Below are 16,883 nucleotides of genomic sequence, written 5' to 3' on the forward strand. Positions count from 1 at the left end.
GCCCTGACGCGCGCGTTCGCCAAACTCCCCACGTTCCGCGCCATCCAGGCGGCGGTGCGGGGCTCGCTGAGCCTCAGCTCCGTCCACTGTCATTGCGAGCGAAGCGAAGCAATCCATGTTTCCGCGCAACGGATAGATGGATTGCTTCGTCGCTGTCGCTCCTCGCAATGACGGTTGCAAGTCCCGCTTAGACCCCGGCGCGGTCCTTCACCCGCCGCGTCACGATCCCGAGCAGGCGGCCGAGCGTGCCGGCGGCGGGGCCCTTCTTGCGCGCCAGCGCGAGAGGCGCGACGAGGCCGGTGGCGCGGTCGAGGCGGAGATAGGAGACGCCGGCGGTCTCGAGCCGCGCCATCGATTCCGGCACGATCGAAATGCCGAGCCCCGCCGCGACGAGGCTGAGCGTCGACACCATCCGCGTCGCCTCCTGCGCCACCTTCGGGCTGAAACCCGCGGCGCGGCAGGCGGCGATGATGCTGTCATAGAGGCCGGGCCCGGTCGGACGGCGGTAGAGGATCAGCGGCTCGTCGGCGAGCGAGGCCAGCGAAGTCCGCCGGCGGGTGTCCTTGCGGGCGCGCGGATGATGGTCCGGCAATGCGACCACCATCTCCTCGTCGAGCAGATGCGTGATCGTGAGGTTCTCCAGCCGCTCGCCTGGCGCACGCACGAATGCGGCATCGAGCCGATCGGCCTCGACGGCTGCGATCAGCTCGCCGGTCGAGGCCTCCTCGAGCGACAGCGTGATCGCCGGGGCGCGCTCGCGCATTTCGCGCATCACGCCGGTGACGAAAGGATGGAAGGCGGCCGAAGAGGTGAAGCCGATTGCAAGCTGGCCCTCCTGGCCGCGGCTCGCGCGGCGCGCGGCCTCCACCGCGAGGTCGGCGTCGCGCAGGATCGCGCGCGCCTTGCCGACGAAGGCACGGCCGGCCGCGGTCAGCTCGACCCCGCGCGGCTGCCGGCGAAACAGCGGCGCGCCGATCGCGGCTTCCAGGGCGCGGATCTGCTGGCTCAGCGGCGGCTGCTGAATGCCGAGCCGCGCGGCGGCGCGAGTGATATGGCCTTCCTCGGCGACCGCGACGGCATAGCGGAGATGGCGCAGTTCGATCATCAGGGCAATCCATATGCAATAGATATGCAAATTCGCATATCCATATATTGGATATTTGGCACGCGGCCAACTAGAGTCGGCTCAACAACAAATCGAACCGGAGCCGCCCCGCCGATGGACGCCATCCCCGCCACGCAAACCACTAAGCATGTCGCACCTGACGTCGGCGCGTTGTTCACGGGCTTCTTCATCCTCGGATTGACCGGCTTCGGCGGCGTGCTGCCGCTGGCGCGCCACATGATGGTGGAGAAGCGCGGCTGGCTCACCGGCGCGGAGTTCACCGGCCTGCTCGGGCTGTGCCAGTTCCTGCCCGGCGGCAACATCATCAACATGTCGGTCGCGGTCGGGCTGAAGTTTCGCGGCATTCCCGGCGCGTTCGCGGCGATCCTCGGCCTGATCGCGGTGCCGACCGCGGTCGTGATCGGCCTTGGTGTGATCTATGGCCGCTTCGCCGACGACCCGGTCGTCCGTCATCTGTTCGGCGGTCTCGCCGCCGCGGCGGCCGGGCTCCTGATTTCCACGGCGATCAAGATCGCCTGGCCGCTGCGGCGCGATGTGCTCGGCCTCTTCATCGGCGCGCTCTGCGTGCTGGCGATCGCCGTGTTCAGATTGCCGCTGCTGCCGACCCTGTTGACGCTGGCGCCGCTCAGCATTGTCCTCAGGTCGAGGCAGGCATCATGAGCGCAACCCTCGTCACGCTCGCGCTGATCTTCGCCGAACTCTCGCTGCTCGCCTTCGGCGGCGGCAACACCATCCTGCCGGAGATGCAGCGTCAGGTGGTCGACGTCCATCACTGGATGACGGCGCAGGAATTCGGCGCGCTGTTCGCGCTGGCGCAGGCGGCACCCGGGCCGAACATGATGGTGGTGCCGCTGGTCGGCTGGCATGTCGCGGGCTTCTCCGGCGTGCTGGTGACATCGCTCGCCAAGTTCGGGCCGTCGTCGCTGGTGACAGGCTTCGCGCTGCGGCTCTGGGAACGCTTCAAGGACCGGCCCTGGCGCCGCACCGTGCAGGCGGGGCTGGTTCCGGTCACCGCCGGGCTCGTCACGGCCAGCGCCATCGTCATCACCCACGCATCGGCCTCGAGCTGGGGCACCATCCTGATCGCGGCCGGCGTCGCGATCGCGACCACCACGACGCGCATCCATCCGCTTGTCGCGCTCGCCGCCGGCGCGGTGCTCGGCCTGTCCGGCATCGGACAGCCCTGACACTCGGCCTGTTGCGGCGATGGCGCATCGTTCCACGCGGCGATGTGCGCGCTTTCGCCGCAATGGATGCGACGTCGCCAGCGGCTATGTTGATAATGCCATGATCGACACGCTCCGCATCGACACCCGCATTGCGCGCCGCGAATTGCGCGCCGGACGTCTGCACGCAGGCAATTAGCCGGCCGGCGATAGCGCGCCGTCCGGATTCCTCGACGTCATCGAGATCATTTCAGTCCGTCGCGTCGCGAGATATCCGCGCGCCGGCGCTCGTGCGCCTCCGATCAACCGCAAAGATCAACCGACATGACCCGAACCATTCAAAACAGCTTTACCGCCCCGGCATTGCCGCCGATCGTGATCACCGCGAGCGAGGCGCATCGCCTCAGCGCGCTGGCCGATTCCAGCATGGCGGTGTTTCCCCGCGTCGCCCAGTTCCTCGCACGCGAGACGGACCGCGCCCAGCTGGTCGCCGACGATGCCGATCTGCATGACGTGGTCCGCATGGGCTCGCTTGTGCGCTACCGCGACGACGAGACCGGCGACGTCAGGGAGGTCGTGCTCGTCTATCCGCACGAAGCCGACATCGCGCTGCGGCGCATCTCGGTGCTGACGCCGGTCGGTGCCGCGCTGATCGGATTGTCGGTCGGCCAGACGATCGATTTTCAGACGCCCAGCCAGCAGACGCGTTCGGTGACGATCCTTGCCGTGACACATGAGGGCTAGCGGCTTTACGCCGCCTGATGACACTGTCCCATCTCGATCCCGTGCCGGCGCCCGCGCGCGATGCCCTCGGCGATCGCCTTCACGACGATCTCGGCATCTTCGGCGGAGAGATGGTCGAGCGGCTGCCAGGCGCGCATGATGTCGCGTGCGCGATCGAGGTCGCCGTAGATTGCAAGGAGAGGAAGCGATTTGCTCGGCATGTCCGTTGCTCCCAACCGCAGCTGCGCGAGTCTACTCCATCTGGACAGGTCGAGCCATGCGTCCGGCAACCGCGATTGCGTGCATTGCAGATCGCCGATGCATGGCGAGGGCGTTCCTGCCCCCGCCATCAACGCATTCGGTTACTCCGCGCCGGAGCCGCCCTGCACGATCTTCTCGTTCAGCTTCTGATCGACGGTTTCGACCGTGCGGTCGATCTCGGCGCTCGGCGTGCCGAGCTGGTGCGAGATCAGCTTCACCAGCAGGTCGACGCGTTCAATGAAGGGCGCGCCGGCGGCGACCGCGCGGGCCGCCGATGACGGCTTGAGCAGGCTTTCCGCGGCCTTGGCGTATTTCGCGAACGGCACCTGGTCCGCGGGGTCGGCGCCGAGCTTGCGAGCGATGCCGTCGACGTGGTCATAGATCGCCTGCGAGCGCGTCAGGTCGCCGTGCACGGCGTCGCGGATCGATTGCGGCTCCGTCGGCGTGATGCAGCGATAGTTGCCGGTCAGCAGCATCGACCACTTCGCCAGCGGCACGAACAGCGAATCGAACACCTTCAGCTTCACCGGAACGTCCTGGCCGTCGAGCGTCACCGCGTCGATGTCGGCTTCGAGCTCGCGCAGCACCTTGTTGTGCTTGTCGTCGGCGAAGGCGGAGGCCTTGAAGTTGGTCGGCAGGCCGACATGCAGCACGTTGGCCTTCTCCTCCGGCGGACGGAAGGCCTGCGGATCGGGCGAGCACAGCGTGACGAGGCCCGGCTCGAAGCGCTCCCACACCTGCGCGTTGGTGTAAGCTTCCTCGAGGTCCATGCCGGCGAGTGCGGGGATCCGCTTCAGATACGGCAACGGCGGCATGTTCATGATCGACAGGCAGGGCAGCTTCGCCGCCGCGATCTTGATCATCAGCACGCGAACCGTGTGGTTGGTGTATTGCGGCTCCTGCATCGCAAGGCCGACCATGTCGTAGCGCGAGACGTCGACATCAGCGGGCGTGACGGCGTCGAGCTTGCCCGGCAGATCGCGCGAGAAGATCGAGCGGTGCTCCTTCTCGTCGCGCAGCTTGATCCGCACCTCGGTGCCTTCGCGGTTGATCAGGTCGGCGGTGTTCTTCCGGCACACCAGGGACACGTTGTGACCCGCCATCAGCAGCTTGGTCCCCAGCAGGGAGCCGTAGGAAGCTCCCAAAATCAGAATGTTGCGCGCCATGCTCTCTCCAATGGCCCCCCTCACGAAAGGCTTGCTCTCCAAAATCCTGTCCGAAGTTGCTGCCGAACCGATGCCCGGTCGATATTGGCCGTCCCGCATCCACGGGCCGACGGTCGCCAAATCACCAGACAATCAAGACCAGCTGGTGTATGGTATGCCACCGTCTATCGCAGATCGACAAGCGGCTGCCAAGGGGATTATCTCGCGTGCGGACTTTCGTTCCGCGGTCAAGAAGGGCATTCGAGTTTGCAAGTCGCCGCCGACCCGACGGATCGGGCTGAAGAAATCCTCGTCTCAGCTTCCCGGCTGTTTGCCCGCCACTCCTATGCCAACGTGACGATGGAGCAGGTCGCAGCATCGGTGCAGGCCGTGCCGGGCGCGCTGTACCACTATTTCCGCGACAAGGAAGATCTCATCTTCCACTGCTATCTGCGCGGCCTTGCGATCTATCGCCACGAAATCGAGGCGGCCGCCGAGCCCGGCATCGACGGGCTCGAGATCATCAGGCGCTTCGTGCGCGGCAGGCTGAGGCCCGAAGGCCAGCGCATGATCCTGTTCAGCGATATCGATGCGCTGGCCGCGCCCTACAACAGCGAGGTCCATGCCAAGCGCTGGCAGAACGCCGCACTGCTGGCGGACATCCTCGATCGGGGCGTGGCGGACGGCTCGATCGCCTGCGACGAGCCGCTTCTTACGGCGGTGGCGCTGATCTCCATCCTGGACTGGGTTCCGTTCTGGCTGTCCGAACGCGACTACTACACGCGGCAACAGGCGATCGATGCCATCGACGACATCATCACGCATGGCGTCTACCGACGCGAGATCGCGCTTCCCAAAATGCCCGAGCCGCTCAGCCTCGCCCCTTTTCTCGAGGCTCGCACAGCGTTGAACAAGCGGGCCGCCAAGTTCGACAGGATGCTGTCGATTGCTTCCGACAGTTTCAACCGAAGGGGCGCCTCGGGCACGTCGCTCGAGAGCATCGCCCTGGATGCGGGCATGACCCGCGCCGGCATCTACTATCATTTCAGTGAAAAGGAGAGCCTGCTGCTGGCCTGCCTGCGACGCGGGCTCGCCGGCGAGGTCAGCATTCGCGAGCATCTGCAAGAGCACAGCCTTGGAGCATTCGATCACATCGTTCAGCGAATTCGCCTGCTGTTGATGCTGCACGACACGCCCTGCGGCCCAAAGGCGACCTACCACAACATCAACTATCTCAACGACGCAGACCGAAAAGCCTATGTCGGAGACGTGCTGGCGACGATCCGACAAGACCAGAACAGCTATCAGCGCTGGGTCGACGAGGGCCGTTTCCGCCGCATCGATACGTATTTCGCAGAGCGCATTCTCACCGGAATGGGCCACTGGTATCCGATCTGGTTCAAGACCAGGCGTGACTGGTCTCCAGCCGAGATCGCCGATCATTTCGCGCGGCTATTCCTCGCGGGCCTCAAGCCGCGCCGACATCCAGGCTAAGGCGCCACGGTGGCGATCGTGGTTTCCCCTTCCCCCTGAAAGGGGGAAGGTCGGGATGGGGGTCAGCCGCAGGCGACGCTCCAAGTGGAGACAGCCGATCCCCACCCGCTTCGCTCTAACGAGCGAAGCGACCTCCCCTTTTCAAGGGGAGGTTTGGAGACGGACGACGCCGGTTCGGAACCGAGAATAAGCGTGAGCCCCATCCAAAAGTTTACCTGTAATTCAAAACTACGCCCGATTCCGGCGGCATATGGCCTATAACATCATAATACCTTCTGCTAAAACTTGACGCAGTATTCAAAGCGAAAGTTGCGAAGGCTCGGCGATTGGGGTTATGAGACGGCCTCGATCGCTAAAGATCAAGAAACACGAGCAAGGGAGAACGCAGGATGCATAGGCTGATCGTTGCCGCCGCGGCAGCGCTGACGGTGTTGGGAGGCGCGGCGTCCGCGCAGGAATCCATCAAGATCGGCTATATCGATCCGCTCTCCGGCGGCGGCGCCAGCGTTGGCGAAGGCGGCCTGAAGACGTTTCAGTATCTCGCCGACGAGTTGAACGCCAAGGGCGGCATCCTCGGCCACAAGGTCGAGATCGTCCCACTCGACAACAAGACCAATCCGCAGGAAAGCCTGGTGCAGGCGCAGAAGGCGGTCGACGCCGGCGTCCACTACATCACCCAGGGCAACGGCTCGTCGGTCGGCGCGGCGCTGGAAGACTTCGTCACCAAGCACAATTCGCGCAACCCCGGCAAGGAAGTGCTCTACTTCAACTACGCCGCGGTCGATCCGGCGATGACCAACGAGAAGTGCAGCTACTGGCATTTCCGCTGGGATGCGAACTCGGACATCAAGATGGAAGCGCTGACCAACTACATGAAGGGCCAGCCGTCCATCAAGAAGGTCTATCTGATCAACATGGACTATTCGTTCGGCCAGTCGGTGCGCACCACGGCGCGCAAGATGCTGGGCGAAAAGCGGCCGGATATCCAGGTCGTCGGCGACGAACTGCACCCGATGCTCAAGGTCACCGACTTCTCGCCCTACATCGCCAAGATCAAGGCGTCCGGCGCCGACACCGTCGTGACCGGCAACTGGGGCCAGGACTTCGCGCTGCTGTTGAAGGCGGCGGCTGACGCCGGCCTCAAGGTCAACTGGTACACCTATTATGCCGGCGGCGCCGGCGGACCGACCGCGGTCAAGCAGGCCGGCCTCGAGGGCCAGGTGTTCCAGATCAGCGAAGGCGTCCCGAACTCCGGCAACAAGGCGGCGATGGATTTCGAGAAGGACTTCCGCGCCAAGACCGGCATTTCCGTCTGGTATCCGCGCGCGGTCAACGAGATGCGGATGTTCAAGGCGGCCGCCGAGAAGGCCAATTCGATCGATCCGGTGAAGGTCGCGGCCGCACTCGAAGGCATGAAGTTCGAAGTGTTCGACGGCGGCGAGGGCTTCATCCGCAAGGACGACCACCAGTTCTTCCAGCCGATCTACATCTCCTCGTTCGGCGCGCTGGCCGACAAGACCAAGGAGCCGTTCGACGAGGAAAACACCGGCTGGGGCTGGCGCATCGTGTCCAAGATCGACACCGCGCAGACGATGCTTCCGACCACCTGCAACATGAAGCGGCCCTGATCGGCCACTTCGGTCATTCCGGGGCGCTCGCGCCAGCGAGCGAACCCGGAATTTCGTCATTCCGGGTTCGATGCTTCGCATCGCCCGGAATGACAGGTAAGCTCCTTTCCTTCGACAGGTCTGATCACGTGAACCGTTCCAGTCTCAAGCGAGTGCGCCGTGGCTGAGCTGATCGTCATCTCGACGCTCAACGGCGTCCTGTTCGGCATGCTGCTGTTCCTGTTGTCCAGCGGGCTCACCGTCATCTTCAGCATGATGGGCGTGCTGAACTTCGCGCATGCCAGCTTCTACATGCTCGGCGCATTCTTCGGCTTTCAGCTCACCCGCTGGATCGGATTCTGGCCTGCCCTGGTGCTGGCGCCGCTGCTGGTCGGCGCGGTCGGCATGGCGGTCGAGCGCTACGGTCTGCGCAACACCCACAAGCACGGCCATGTCGCCGAACTGCTGCTGACCTTTGGCTTAGCCTTCGCGATCGAAGAGATCGTCTCGATGATCTGGGGCAAGAGCCCGGTCGACTACCGCGTCCCGGCGGCGCTCGACTTCCCCGCCTTCACCGTGTTCTCCACCAATTACCCCGCCTACAAGATCTTCATGCTGGTGATCTCGGTCGTGATCTTCATCGCGCTGCTGGTCACCTTGAAGAAGACGCGCGTCGGCCTGATCGTGCAGGCCGCGCTGACCCATCCGAGCATGGTCGGCCATCTCGGCCACAATGTCGGCCGTGTGTTCATGCTGGTGTTCGGCGTCGGCAGCGCGCTTGCGGGTCTCGCCGGCGTCATCGCCGGTCCCTCGCTGGTGACGCAGTCCGACATGGCCGCGCTGCTCGGCCCGATCCTGTTCGTCGTCATCGTGTTCGGCGGCCTCGGCTCGCTGCCCGGCGCCTTCATCGCTTCGCTCCTGATCGGCTTGATCCAGACCTTTGCAGTTGCTTTGAACGGGTCGCTCGCCAGCGTGTTCGGCCCGCTCGATCCGAGCCTCGGCCCCTCGCCGCTCACGGACATCTGGAACGTCACGATCGCGCAGATCGCGCCGATCCTGCCCTATGTGCTGCTGGTGCTGGTCCTGATCTTCCGCCCCATGGGCCTATTGGGGACGCGCGAGTCATGAGCAACGCTTCCACGCCCTCCATCGCTGCGGCCAAGCAGGAGCCCGGCAGCGCCTTGAGCTTCTATGGCGTTTGGCTGCTCGCCGCGGTCGCGCTGGTCGTGCTGCCGCTGGTGTTCGGCACCGGCGGCTCGCTGACCTCCTTCAGCCTGATCGGCATCGCGATCATCTTCGCGCTGTCCTACAACATCCTGCTCGGCCAGACCGGGCTGCTGTCGTTCGGCCACGCGGTGCAGTACGGCCTCGGCGGCTTCCTCGCCGTACATGTCATGAATGCGGTCGCGAGCCACAACTGGCCGATCCCGCTGCCGGTGATCCCGCTGGTCGGCGGCATCGGCGGCATGGCGTTCGCCCTCCTCGTCGGCTGGGTCATGACCAAGCGCGCCGGCACCGTGTTCGCGATGATCTCGCTCGGCATCGGCGAACTGGTCGCCTCGTCGTCGCTGATCCTGCGCAGCGTGTTCGGCGGCGAATCCGGCATCACCACCGACCGCACCTCGCTGATGCCGATGTTCGGCTGGACCTTCGGGCCGCAGATCCAGGTCTATTACCTGATCGCGTTCTGGGTGATGGTGTCGGCGATCGCGATGTATGCGCTGACCCGCACGCCGCTCGGGCGGATCTGCAACGCGGTGCGCGACAATCCGGAGCGCGTCGAGTTCATCGGCTACGATCCGCATGTGGTGCGCTATCTCGCCTACATGTTCGCCGGCTTCTTCGCCGGCATCGCCGGCGGGCTGACCGCGATCAATTTCGAGATCGCCAACTCGGCCTATCTCGGCGCGACGCAATCGGGCCTCGTGCTGTTCTCCGCGTTCATCGGCGGCACCGCCTATTTCTTCGGTCCAATCCTCGGCGCCATCCTGGTGACCTATCTGCAGCTCGGGCTGACCAGCGTCACCTCGGTCTGGCAGCTTTATTTCGGCATCATCTTCATCGGCATCGTGATGTTCGCGCCCGGCGGCATCGCCGGCATCCTGATGAAGCATCGTCCGCTGATCCGCGCCGGGACCCTCGGCACCGTGATCCCGTCCTATCTGGTCGCGACGATCCCGACGCTGGCGCTGGCGCTCGGCATCATCCTGACCATCGAAACCGTTGCGCGCTTCTCGGGCGGCGATGTGATCAACCTGCTCGGCGTTCCCTTCGTCGCCACGGCGCCGACGACCTGGGCGGCCGCGGCGGTCCTGCTCGTCGGCGGCTTCCTGGTCGCGCGCATCACCTGGCGGCGTGTTGCGGAAGCCTGGGACCGCGCCGCGACGGTGGCCCGTGACCGGGGGTATCTCGCATGACCGCTGCCATCCAAGTCAACGCCGTCGAGAAGAGCTTCGGCAATGTCGCCATCATCCGCGATCTCAACCTGAGCGTCGCCAAGGGCGAGCGTCACGCCATCATCGGCCCGAACGGCGCCGGCAAGTCGACGACGTTCAACCTGATCTCTGGCCACATCAAGCCGACCTCGGGCGAGATCCGCCTCAACGGCGAGGTGACCTCGGGCTTGCGGCCCTTCGAGATCAACCGGCGCGGGCTGTCGCGCTCGTTCCAGGTCACCAACGTGTTCGCCCGCATGACGGTGTGGGAGAACGTCCGCTGCGCCGTGCTGTGGGCGACCGGCCACCGCTACGCGTTCTGGAAGAACGTCGACAATCTGCCCGAGGTGAAGCAGCGCACCGCGCAGATCCTCGACGACATCCATCTCAGCCACCGCCGCGACGTGCCGGCGGGCCTCTTGACCTATGCCGAGCAGCGCGAGCTCGAGATCGGCATCACGATCGCGGGCGGCGCCAGCGTCATCATGCTGGACGAGCCGACCGCGGGCATGAGCCACGCCGAGACCGAGCGCGCCGTCGCGCTGATCCGCCGTCTCACCGAGGGGCGCACACTCGTCATCGTCGAGCACGACATGAGCGTGGTGTTCGGCCTCGCCGACCGCATCTCGGTCTTGGTCTACGGCCACATCATCGCCTCCGGCACGCCGGAGGAGATCCGCGGCAATCCGAAGGTCAAGGAAGCCTATCTCGGCGAGGAGGTCGACTGATGCTCGAGGTCAGGAATCTTCACGCCTATTACGGCAAGAGCCACATCCTGCAGGGCGTCGATCTCGACATCGCGGCCGGCGAGGTCGTCAGCCTGCTCGGGCGCAATGGCGTCGGCCGCTCCACCACCGTCAAGGCGATCATGGGCGAGGTGCCGCCGCAGGGCACCATCCGCTTCAAGGGCCAGGATATCGCAGGTCTTCCGAGCCACAAGATCGCACGCCTCGGCCTCGGCTATGTGCCGGAGCATCGCGATATCTTCCCGAGCCTGACGGTTCGCCAGAACCTGATCCTCGGCATCAAGGACCCGCGCCGCCCCGGCAAGTGGCGGCTGCAGGAGATGCTCGACATGTTCCCGAACCTCGCCGCGCGCGCCGACACGCCGGCGGGCGTGCTGTCAGGCGGCGAGAAGCAGATGCTGACCACCTGCCGCACGCTGCTCGGCGACCCCGAATTGATGATGATCGACGAGCCGACCGAAGGCCTCGCACCGCTGATCGTGCAGCAGGTCGGCGAGCTGATCGCGCGGATCGCCAAGGCCGGCGTCGCGATTCTCCTTGTCGAGCAGAAGCTGTCGATCGCGATGAAGATCTCCAACCGGGTCTACATCATGGGCCACGGCCGCGTGGTGTTCGAAGGCACCCCCGACCAGCTCAAGAGCAATGCCGCCGTTCGCGAGGAATGGCTCGAGGTGTGAGGCGGCAGCCGGCGAATAGACGACGCAATCGAAAGTCGGCTTAGCAACGTCGTCAGTCAGCTCGCGAACACGACCCAGACCAGCGCGACCAAGAGACTGTGGAAACAAATTATCGAAGCCAGGAATAGCCAGTCGTCCCCGGTCATGGGGCCGAAAACCACGGCCGAAGCGCGGCGACAGCGACACGCGAGCTGGGAAAAGAGGTTCGACTGCATCGGACTGCCCTAGCGGAGTACACTCCGCCAGGTCTTGCTAGTCTGTGCCAGCTAGTTGAGAGCTGGTGTCAGCCCATCACCGATCGCCATTCGAGCTGCGATAGGCCCTCGGCGTGAGGCCGGTCCAGCGGACGAACGCATGTGTGAAGGAAGAGACCTCGCTGTAGCCCAATAGCCATGCGATCTTGGAAATCGGCAGCTCCTCATCTTCGAGGTAATGGCGGGCAAGGGCAATTCGAAACGCCTTGAGAACGTCTGAGAAGTCCACTCCCTCCGAGGACAATGCGCGAGCGAGAGTTCTCCGGCTCATGCCAAGACGACGCGCGACCGCCTCGGCATTGGCTTTGCCGTGCGGCAGCAACTGGGCGATGTGTCCTTCGACGCGTGACTGCACGCTGCTTCGTCTCGGTGCCCGGTTACGAAGCGCTTCGTCGGCATATTGAAGCAACATCCTGTTGAGATGCAAATCGGCCCCCACGACAGGCAATGCGCCGATCCGGGACGGAAACAAGAGCTCGTCGCTGTCCGCTGCAAATTCGATCTCGCATCCAAGAAGAGATCGCACATCCGACGGCGTTTCTCGTCTGGAGTGCTTCAACTTGATTTGCTTTGGGACCAGCCTGCCGTCAGTCAGTGCGCGGCAAATACGGATCAGCGCAACCAGCCAGAATTCCGCATGGTGACGATCCGACGACCGATCGATGTTGACATATTCGAACCCGATGGCGAAGCCGCGATCCAGCGAGCTTCGCAACCGCACACCCTCGTTGTTGATCGCGCAGTAGCGTCCGCCGATTTGCAAGGCGTCAACGAGATGCTCCGATGAAGCCATGACGTAGTACAGAAGCCCGATCTCGCCCAGCTCGAAGCCTTGAGCCAGATGGAGTCCGAAGCAGTCGTCCTGCAATTCCCTTGCGGCGAGTTCGAGCAGCCTGACCTGCGCTCGTGCATCGATGCGGCGCTTGTGGTCCTCGACGTCGTCGATTTCCAGGCCTGCAGCTGACACGATCGGGGCCGGATCAACCTGCGCATCGCGCAGCCGGGCACATGCGAGACGCGCGATTCCCCCGGCAGAGCTCGGTATCGACGGCAAGGCGCTAGCAACGCGTGTGGCGGCTTTCATTCGGCACCGAACTGTGTTCGTGGCTCAACGTCGGGAGCTTCCGGGATCGTATTTTGACCTATGTCAAACGAGCTCATGGGTTCGAGGCATCCGGTCTGACACCATCTCGCAATTTAACGACCCAGGATCACAAGACGCAACGGGCGCAAATCGTCTAGCCGATTGCTCCGCGGCCACTCCATTTCTGCCTTGAAACGACGGCAGTCAGCTTCCAATGGGCCCGCGCAGGGCGAACTCGTCATGGGCTTGGTCAAGCATGCAAATTCGCTGGGGCAGGCGATTGGCGCCGAAGCGAACAGCTGTATGAGCTAGGTCGTGGTTGGACAAACACCCGCCCAGCATAGCGGCATTCATCGTTCAATTCATTACACGATCATTGAAGGCGAGGCCGCCGGCACCTGGCGCTACTCGTTCTCCATCGGCGATCGCAACTTCTCGGGAACGGTTCAGGCAGTCCTGGGATTGCTGGCGGCACGCCGCGTGAGGATGAAGATCGATCGGATGTTAAGGCAGAACGCGACAATTGATCATCAAGGCCGGCAGCGGGTGGAGAAAGAGGCCGAGACGCCCGCTCCGCTCGTCCCACCGGCCGATCCCAAGGACTAGCGCGACTGTAGCCACCCTAGCCCGGCCGGAGCAACGCCACGACATCGCCCGCGCGCAGCGTCTGGCCGGGCTTCACCGGCACCGAGGCGATGCGGCCCGCCGCGGGCGCGTGCACGGAGATCTCCATCTTCATGGACTCGATGATGGCCAGCACGTCGCCGGCCGCGACCTTGGCGCCTTCCTCGACCAGCACCTTCCAGATGTTACCGGGCACTTCGGAGAACGCGCCGATCTGACCGTCGGGAATCCCCGTCGCGGCGGCTGCCGCATCGATCGTTTCAGCCGGCGTCTCGTCGAGCTTCATCTCGCGCCAGCGCTGGCGCTCGGCGTCGAACGCGGCCTGCTGCGTTGTCTTGAACGCGGCGATCGACGGCTTGGCGTCGGCCAGTGTCCTGGCGTAGTCGGCGTAGGAGAACTCGCCGTCTTCGATCCTGATGTCGTATTGGCCGTGCGGGAACGCGGCGCGGGCGTCGAGGAGTTCGTCGGCGTCGACCGGGAAGAAGCGGATCTTGTCGAAGAACCGCAGCAGCCAGGGATGGCCCGGCTCGAACACCCGCGTGGTGCGCCAGGTGTTCCAGACCTGGATGGTACGGCCGAACAGCTGGTAGCCGCCCGGCCCTTCCATGCCGTAGATGCACATATAGGCGCCGCCGATGCCGACCGCGTTTTCCGGCGTCCAGGTCCGCGCCGGGTTGTACTTCGTGGTCACCAGCCGATGCCGCGGGTCGAGCGGCGTCGCCACCGGCGCGCCGAGATAGACATCGCCGAGGCCGAGCACGAAATAATCCGCGTCGAACACGATGCGGCGGATATCGTCCTCGCTCGCAAGTCCGTTGATGCGCCGGATGAACTCGACATTTGACGGACACCATGGCGCGTCCGCGCGCACCAGCTCCTGATATTTGCGCATCGCTAGCTCGGCCTCCGGATCGCGCCACGACAGCGGCAGATGCACGGTGCGGCTCGGCACCCGCATCGCGTCGACCGGCGGCAATTCGCGCTCGATCCGCTTGAGCACGTCGAGCAGCTTTTGCCGCGACAGCGCCGTGCCGTCATAATGGATCTGCAGCGAGCGGATGCCGGGCGTCAGATCGACGAGGCCGCGGAGCTTCGCTTCCTCCAACGCCTGCGCCAGCACATGCGCGCGCAGCCGCAGCGCGATGTCGAGCTCCATCGGACCATATTCGACCAGCAGATTGTCGTCGCCGGCGCGGCGGTAGACCACCGGAATCGGGCCGTCGTCATTCCGACCGATGATCGCCGATCCGAGCTCGGGCGCGCGCAGCGCCGTGGGGCCGGCAACCGGATCGTCGCGTTTAACCGGCACGAAGCGGACCGTGTCGCCGGGCCGGAGCTGGCCGACCTTCCAGAGTTCGTCGCGGGCGACAACGGCCGGACAGACAAAGCCGCCGAGGCTCGGTCCGTCGGGCCCGAGAATGATCGGCATGTCGCCGGTGAAGTCGATCGAGCCGACCGCATAGGCGTTGTCATGGATGTTCGACGGATGCAGCCCGGCCTCGCCGCCGTCGGCGCGCGCCCAGCGCGGCTTCGGCCCGATCAGCCGCACGCCGGTGCGGGCGCTGTTGAAGTGCACCTCGTAGCTCGCCGCGAACAGCGTCTCGATATCCTCGTCGAGGAAGAAATCCGGCGCGCCGTGCGGGCCATAGATGACGCCGATCTGCCACGCCGATGTGAGTTGCGGCCGCTCGTCCTCCGCGGCGCGCCGCGGCGCCGCAGGGCCCGATGGCCCGGCACCGATATGCAAGACGTCGCCGGCCTTCAGCGATCCCGTCGCATGGCCGCCGAACGCGCCGAGCGCAAACACGGCACGCGACCCGAGAATTTCGGGCACGTCGATGCCGCCGCGCACGGCGAGGTATGTGCGCTGGCCCGGGCCCTTGATGCTGCCGATGGCAAGCGTCTGGCCGGCGCGTATCGCGAGCGGCTCATCGTAGGCGACATCAGCGCCGTCGAGCGATGCCTTCATCTGCGCGCCCGACAGAGCGACGATCGCATCGGTGTTGAAGCGCAAGGTCGGCCCGTTGACCGTCAGCTCCAGTGCGGTCGTCGTCTCCGGATTGCCGACCACGCGATTGGCGAGGCGAAACGAGCGTTCGTCCATCGGGCCGCTCGGCGGTACGCCGACATGCCAGAGATGCAGCCGGCCGGGCAATTCCTGCACTCCGCTTTGCGCGCCCGGCGCGACAACGTCGATGGTGCGGGGGCGATAGCCGAATTCGCCAAGCACACTCGTCGCCACCTGCCCGCTGCGGAACACGTCGGACGCCGCAATCGCACGCAGATAGTCGAGATTGGTCTCGATGCCGGCCACCACCGTATCGTCCAGCACCTTCGAAAGCCGCGCGATCGCGGCCTCGCGCGTCTCGGCTGAAACGATGATCTTGGCCAGCATCGGATCGTAGAACGGCGATACTTCGGTGCCGGTCTCGATCCAGCCGTCGATCCGCGCCTCCGGCGAAAAGCTGACCTGCGTCAGCCGGCCCGCGCTCGGCCGGAAGCCCGCGCCCGGATTCTCGGCATAGAGCCGCACCTCGATCGCCGCGCCCTTTGGCGCAGGCTCACCCGCCTGGCTGAGCACATCCTCGCCGGCCGCCTGCCGGATCATCCATTCGACGAGGTCGACGCCGTTGACCTGCTCGGTGACGGGATGCTCGACCTGCAGGCGGGTGTTCACCTCGAGGAAATAGAAATCGTCGCGCTCGACGTCGTAGATGAACTCCACGGTGCCGGCGGACTCGTACGACACGGCCTTGCCGAGCGACACCGCGGCCGCGTGCAGCCGCCGGCGGATGTCGGCGGAGAGTCCCGGCGCGGGCGTCTCCTCAAAGACCTTCTGGTTGCGCCGCTGCAGCGAGCAATCGCGCTCGCCGAGCGCGACCACGTCGCCCTCGCCATTGCCGAAGATCTGCACCTCGATATGCCGCGCGCGCGCAACGAACCGCTCGAGATAGACCCGGGCGTCGCCGAAGCTTGCCCGCGCGGTACGCTGCACCGATTCGAAGCGTTCGCGCAGCGTCGCCATGTCGTGGCACAGCTGCATCCCGATGCCGCCGCCGCCCGCCGTGCTCTTCAGCATCACCGGGAAGCCGATCGCTTCAGCCTGTTGCACCGCCTCGTCGATGGTCTCCAGCAGGCCGGAGCCCGGCAACAATGGCACGCCGCTGCGCTCGGCGATCTCGCGTGCCTTGTGCTTGAGGCCGAAGGCGTCGAGATGCTCAGGCCGCGGCCCGATGAATTTGATGCCGTGCTCGGCGAGCCGCTCGGCGAAACGGCGGTTCTCTGACAGGAAGCCGTAACCGGGGTGCACCGCCTGCGCGCCGGTCGCAAGGCACGCCGCCATGATCGCATCGACGTTGAGATAGCTCTCCGCGGCGGGCGCCGGACCGATCCGCACCGCCTCGTCGGCGTCGAGCACCGGCCGGGTGAAACGGTCGGCGTCGGAACAGACCGCGACCGAAGAGATGCCCATGCGGCGCAATGTTCTGCCGATCCGCCTGGCGATCTCGCCGCGGTTGGCAATCAGGACCTTGCTGAACAT

General features: G+C 65.2%; 15 protein-coding genes. 10 read left to right on the plus strand and 5 right to left on the minus strand.

Annotation, left to right across the window (positions count from 1 at the left end; all coding sequences use genetic code 11):
• Window positions 1-187 precede the first annotated feature (187 nt).
• Entirely contained in the window at window positions 188-1,105 is a 918-nt protein-coding gene (locus tag QA635_RS36760; protein WP_283064738.1) for a LysR family transcriptional regulator, read from the minus strand.
• A gap of 114 nt (window positions 1,106-1,219) precedes the next feature.
• Between QA635_RS36760 and QA635_RS36765 the strand changes: the two genes are divergently transcribed.
• From QA635_RS36765 to rnk, 3 genes are all read left to right on the plus strand, one after another.
• Window positions 1,220-1,786 carry a chromate transporter gene (locus tag QA635_RS36765; RefSeq protein ID WP_283064739.1) on the plus strand — a complete coding sequence of 189 codons (567 nt, stop codon included), beginning with the start codon at window positions 1,220-1,222 and terminating at the stop codon, window positions 1,784-1,786.
• A complete protein-coding gene (locus QA635_RS36770) occupies window positions 1,783-2,313 on the plus strand; it encodes a chromate transporter (RefSeq protein WP_057017908.1) in 531 nt (176 codons plus the stop codon). The genes QA635_RS36765 and QA635_RS36770 overlap by 4 nt, the downstream gene beginning before the upstream one ends.
• A gap of 303 nt (window positions 2,314-2,616) precedes the next feature.
• A complete protein-coding gene (gene rnk / locus QA635_RS36775) occupies window positions 2,617-3,036 on the plus strand; it encodes a nucleoside diphosphate kinase regulator (protein ID WP_283064740.1) in 420 nt (139 codons plus the stop codon).
• 5 nt (window positions 3,037-3,041) lie between these two features.
• Here rnk and QA635_RS36780 read toward each other — a convergent pair whose 3' ends face one another.
• Window positions 3,042-3,236, minus strand: a complete 195-nt coding sequence (locus QA635_RS36780; RefSeq protein WP_057017911.1) for a hypothetical protein — start codon at window positions 3,234-3,236, stop codon at window positions 3,042-3,044.
• Between the two features lie 141 nt (window positions 3,237-3,377).
• A complete protein-coding gene (locus QA635_RS36785; RefSeq protein WP_028332920.1) occupies window positions 3,378-4,442 on the minus strand; it encodes a ketopantoate reductase family protein in 1,065 nt (354 codons plus the stop codon).
• A gap of 246 nt (window positions 4,443-4,688) precedes the next feature.
• Here QA635_RS36785 and QA635_RS36790 point away from each other — a divergent pair, with 246 nt between their 5' ends.
• From QA635_RS36790 to QA635_RS36815, 6 genes are all read left to right on the plus strand, one after another.
• Window positions 4,689-5,915 (plus strand): TetR/AcrR family transcriptional regulator, encoded by a 1,227-nt coding sequence (locus QA635_RS36790; protein WP_283064743.1) that lies wholly within the window; start codon window positions 4,689-4,691, stop codon window positions 5,913-5,915.
• A 389-nt stretch (window positions 5,916-6,304) separates the two neighbouring features.
• Window positions 6,305-7,543, plus strand: coding sequence for a branched-chain amino acid ABC transporter substrate-binding protein (locus QA635_RS36795; protein WP_057017914.1), 1,239 nt, complete (start codon window positions 6,305-6,307; stop codon window positions 7,541-7,543).
• A gap of 159 nt (window positions 7,544-7,702) precedes the next feature.
• Entirely contained in the window at window positions 7,703-8,650 is a 948-nt protein-coding gene (locus tag QA635_RS36800) for a branched-chain amino acid ABC transporter permease (protein ID WP_016847025.1), read from the plus strand.
• Window positions 8,647-9,939 (plus strand): branched-chain amino acid ABC transporter permease, encoded by a 1,293-nt coding sequence (locus QA635_RS36805; RefSeq protein ID WP_057017915.1) that lies wholly within the window; start codon window positions 8,647-8,649, stop codon window positions 9,937-9,939. The genes QA635_RS36800 and QA635_RS36805 overlap by 4 nt, the downstream gene beginning before the upstream one ends.
• A complete protein-coding gene (locus QA635_RS36810) occupies window positions 9,936-10,685 on the plus strand; it encodes an ABC transporter ATP-binding protein (RefSeq protein ID WP_028332917.1) in 750 nt (249 codons plus the stop codon). The genes QA635_RS36805 and QA635_RS36810 overlap by 4 nt, the downstream gene beginning before the upstream one ends.
• Window positions 10,685-11,380, plus strand: a complete 696-nt coding sequence (locus QA635_RS36815; RefSeq protein WP_050385202.1) for an ABC transporter ATP-binding protein — start codon at window positions 10,685-10,687, stop codon at window positions 11,378-11,380. Before QA635_RS36810 ends, QA635_RS36815 begins: the two co-directional genes overlap by 1 nt.
• A gap of 291 nt (window positions 11,381-11,671) precedes the next feature.
• Here the strand turns inward: QA635_RS36815 and QA635_RS36820 are convergent, their stop codons facing one another.
• Entirely contained in the window at window positions 11,672-12,718 is a 1,047-nt protein-coding gene (locus QA635_RS36820) for an AraC family transcriptional regulator (RefSeq protein ID WP_253624937.1), read from the minus strand.
• Window positions 12,719-13,033: 315 nt separating this feature from the next.
• Here QA635_RS36820 and QA635_RS36825 point away from each other — a divergent pair, with 315 nt between their 5' ends.
• A complete protein-coding gene (locus QA635_RS36825) occupies window positions 13,034-13,324 on the plus strand; it encodes a hypothetical protein (RefSeq protein WP_283064747.1) in 291 nt (96 codons plus the stop codon).
• 16 nt (window positions 13,325-13,340) lie between these two features.
• On the opposite strand, the gene uca is transcribed toward QA635_RS36825, so the two are convergent.
• Window positions 13,341-16,883, minus strand: a complete 3,543-nt coding sequence (gene uca / locus QA635_RS36830; protein WP_283064749.1) for an urea carboxylase — start codon at window positions 16,881-16,883, stop codon at window positions 13,341-13,343.

The sequence above is a fragment of the Bradyrhizobium brasilense genome (assembly GCF_029714345.1).
GTDB classification, from domain to species: domain Bacteria; phylum Pseudomonadota; class Alphaproteobacteria; order Rhizobiales; family Xanthobacteraceae; genus Bradyrhizobium; species Bradyrhizobium australafricanum.

What these genes read in the sequence shown, in the direction of transcription:
- rnk (WP_283064740.1), top strand. Translation starts at nt 2,617, where the DNA reads ATGACCCGAACCATTCAAAACAGCTTTACCGCCCCGGCATTGCCGCCG.
- QA635_RS36785 (WP_028332920.1), bottom strand. Translation starts at nt 4,442, where the DNA reads ATGGCGCGCAACATTCTGATTTTGGGAGCTTCCTACGGCTCCCTGCTG.
- QA635_RS36820 (WP_253624937.1), bottom strand. Translation starts at nt 12,718, where the DNA reads ATGAAAGCCGCCACACGCGTTGCTAGCGCCTTGCCGTCGATACCGAGC.
- QA635_RS36810 (WP_028332917.1), top strand. Translation starts at nt 9,936, where the DNA reads ATGACCGCTGCCATCCAAGTCAACGCCGTCGAGAAGAGCTTCGGCAAT.
- QA635_RS36760 (WP_283064738.1), bottom strand. Translation starts at nt 1,105, where the DNA reads ATGATCGAACTGCGCCATCTCCGCTATGCCGTCGCGGTCGCCGAGGAA.
- QA635_RS36780 (WP_057017911.1), bottom strand. Translation starts at nt 3,236, where the DNA reads ATGCCGAGCAAATCGCTTCCTCTCCTTGCAATCTACGGCGACCTCGAT.
- QA635_RS36805 (WP_057017915.1), top strand. Translation starts at nt 8,647, where the DNA reads ATGAGCAACGCTTCCACGCCCTCCATCGCTGCGGCCAAGCAGGAGCCC.
- QA635_RS36795 (WP_057017914.1), top strand. Translation starts at nt 6,305, where the DNA reads ATGCATAGGCTGATCGTTGCCGCCGCGGCAGCGCTGACGGTGTTGGGA.
- uca (WP_283064749.1), bottom strand. Translation starts at nt 16,883, where the DNA reads ATGTTCAGCAAGGTCCTGATTGCCAACCGCGGCGAGATCGCCAGGCGG.
- QA635_RS36765 (WP_283064739.1), top strand. Translation starts at nt 1,220, where the DNA reads ATGGACGCCATCCCCGCCACGCAAACCACTAAGCATGTCGCACCTGAC.
- QA635_RS36770 (WP_057017908.1), top strand. Translation starts at nt 1,783, where the DNA reads ATGAGCGCAACCCTCGTCACGCTCGCGCTGATCTTCGCCGAACTCTCG.
- QA635_RS36815 (WP_050385202.1), top strand. Translation starts at nt 10,685, where the DNA reads ATGCTCGAGGTCAGGAATCTTCACGCCTATTACGGCAAGAGCCACATC.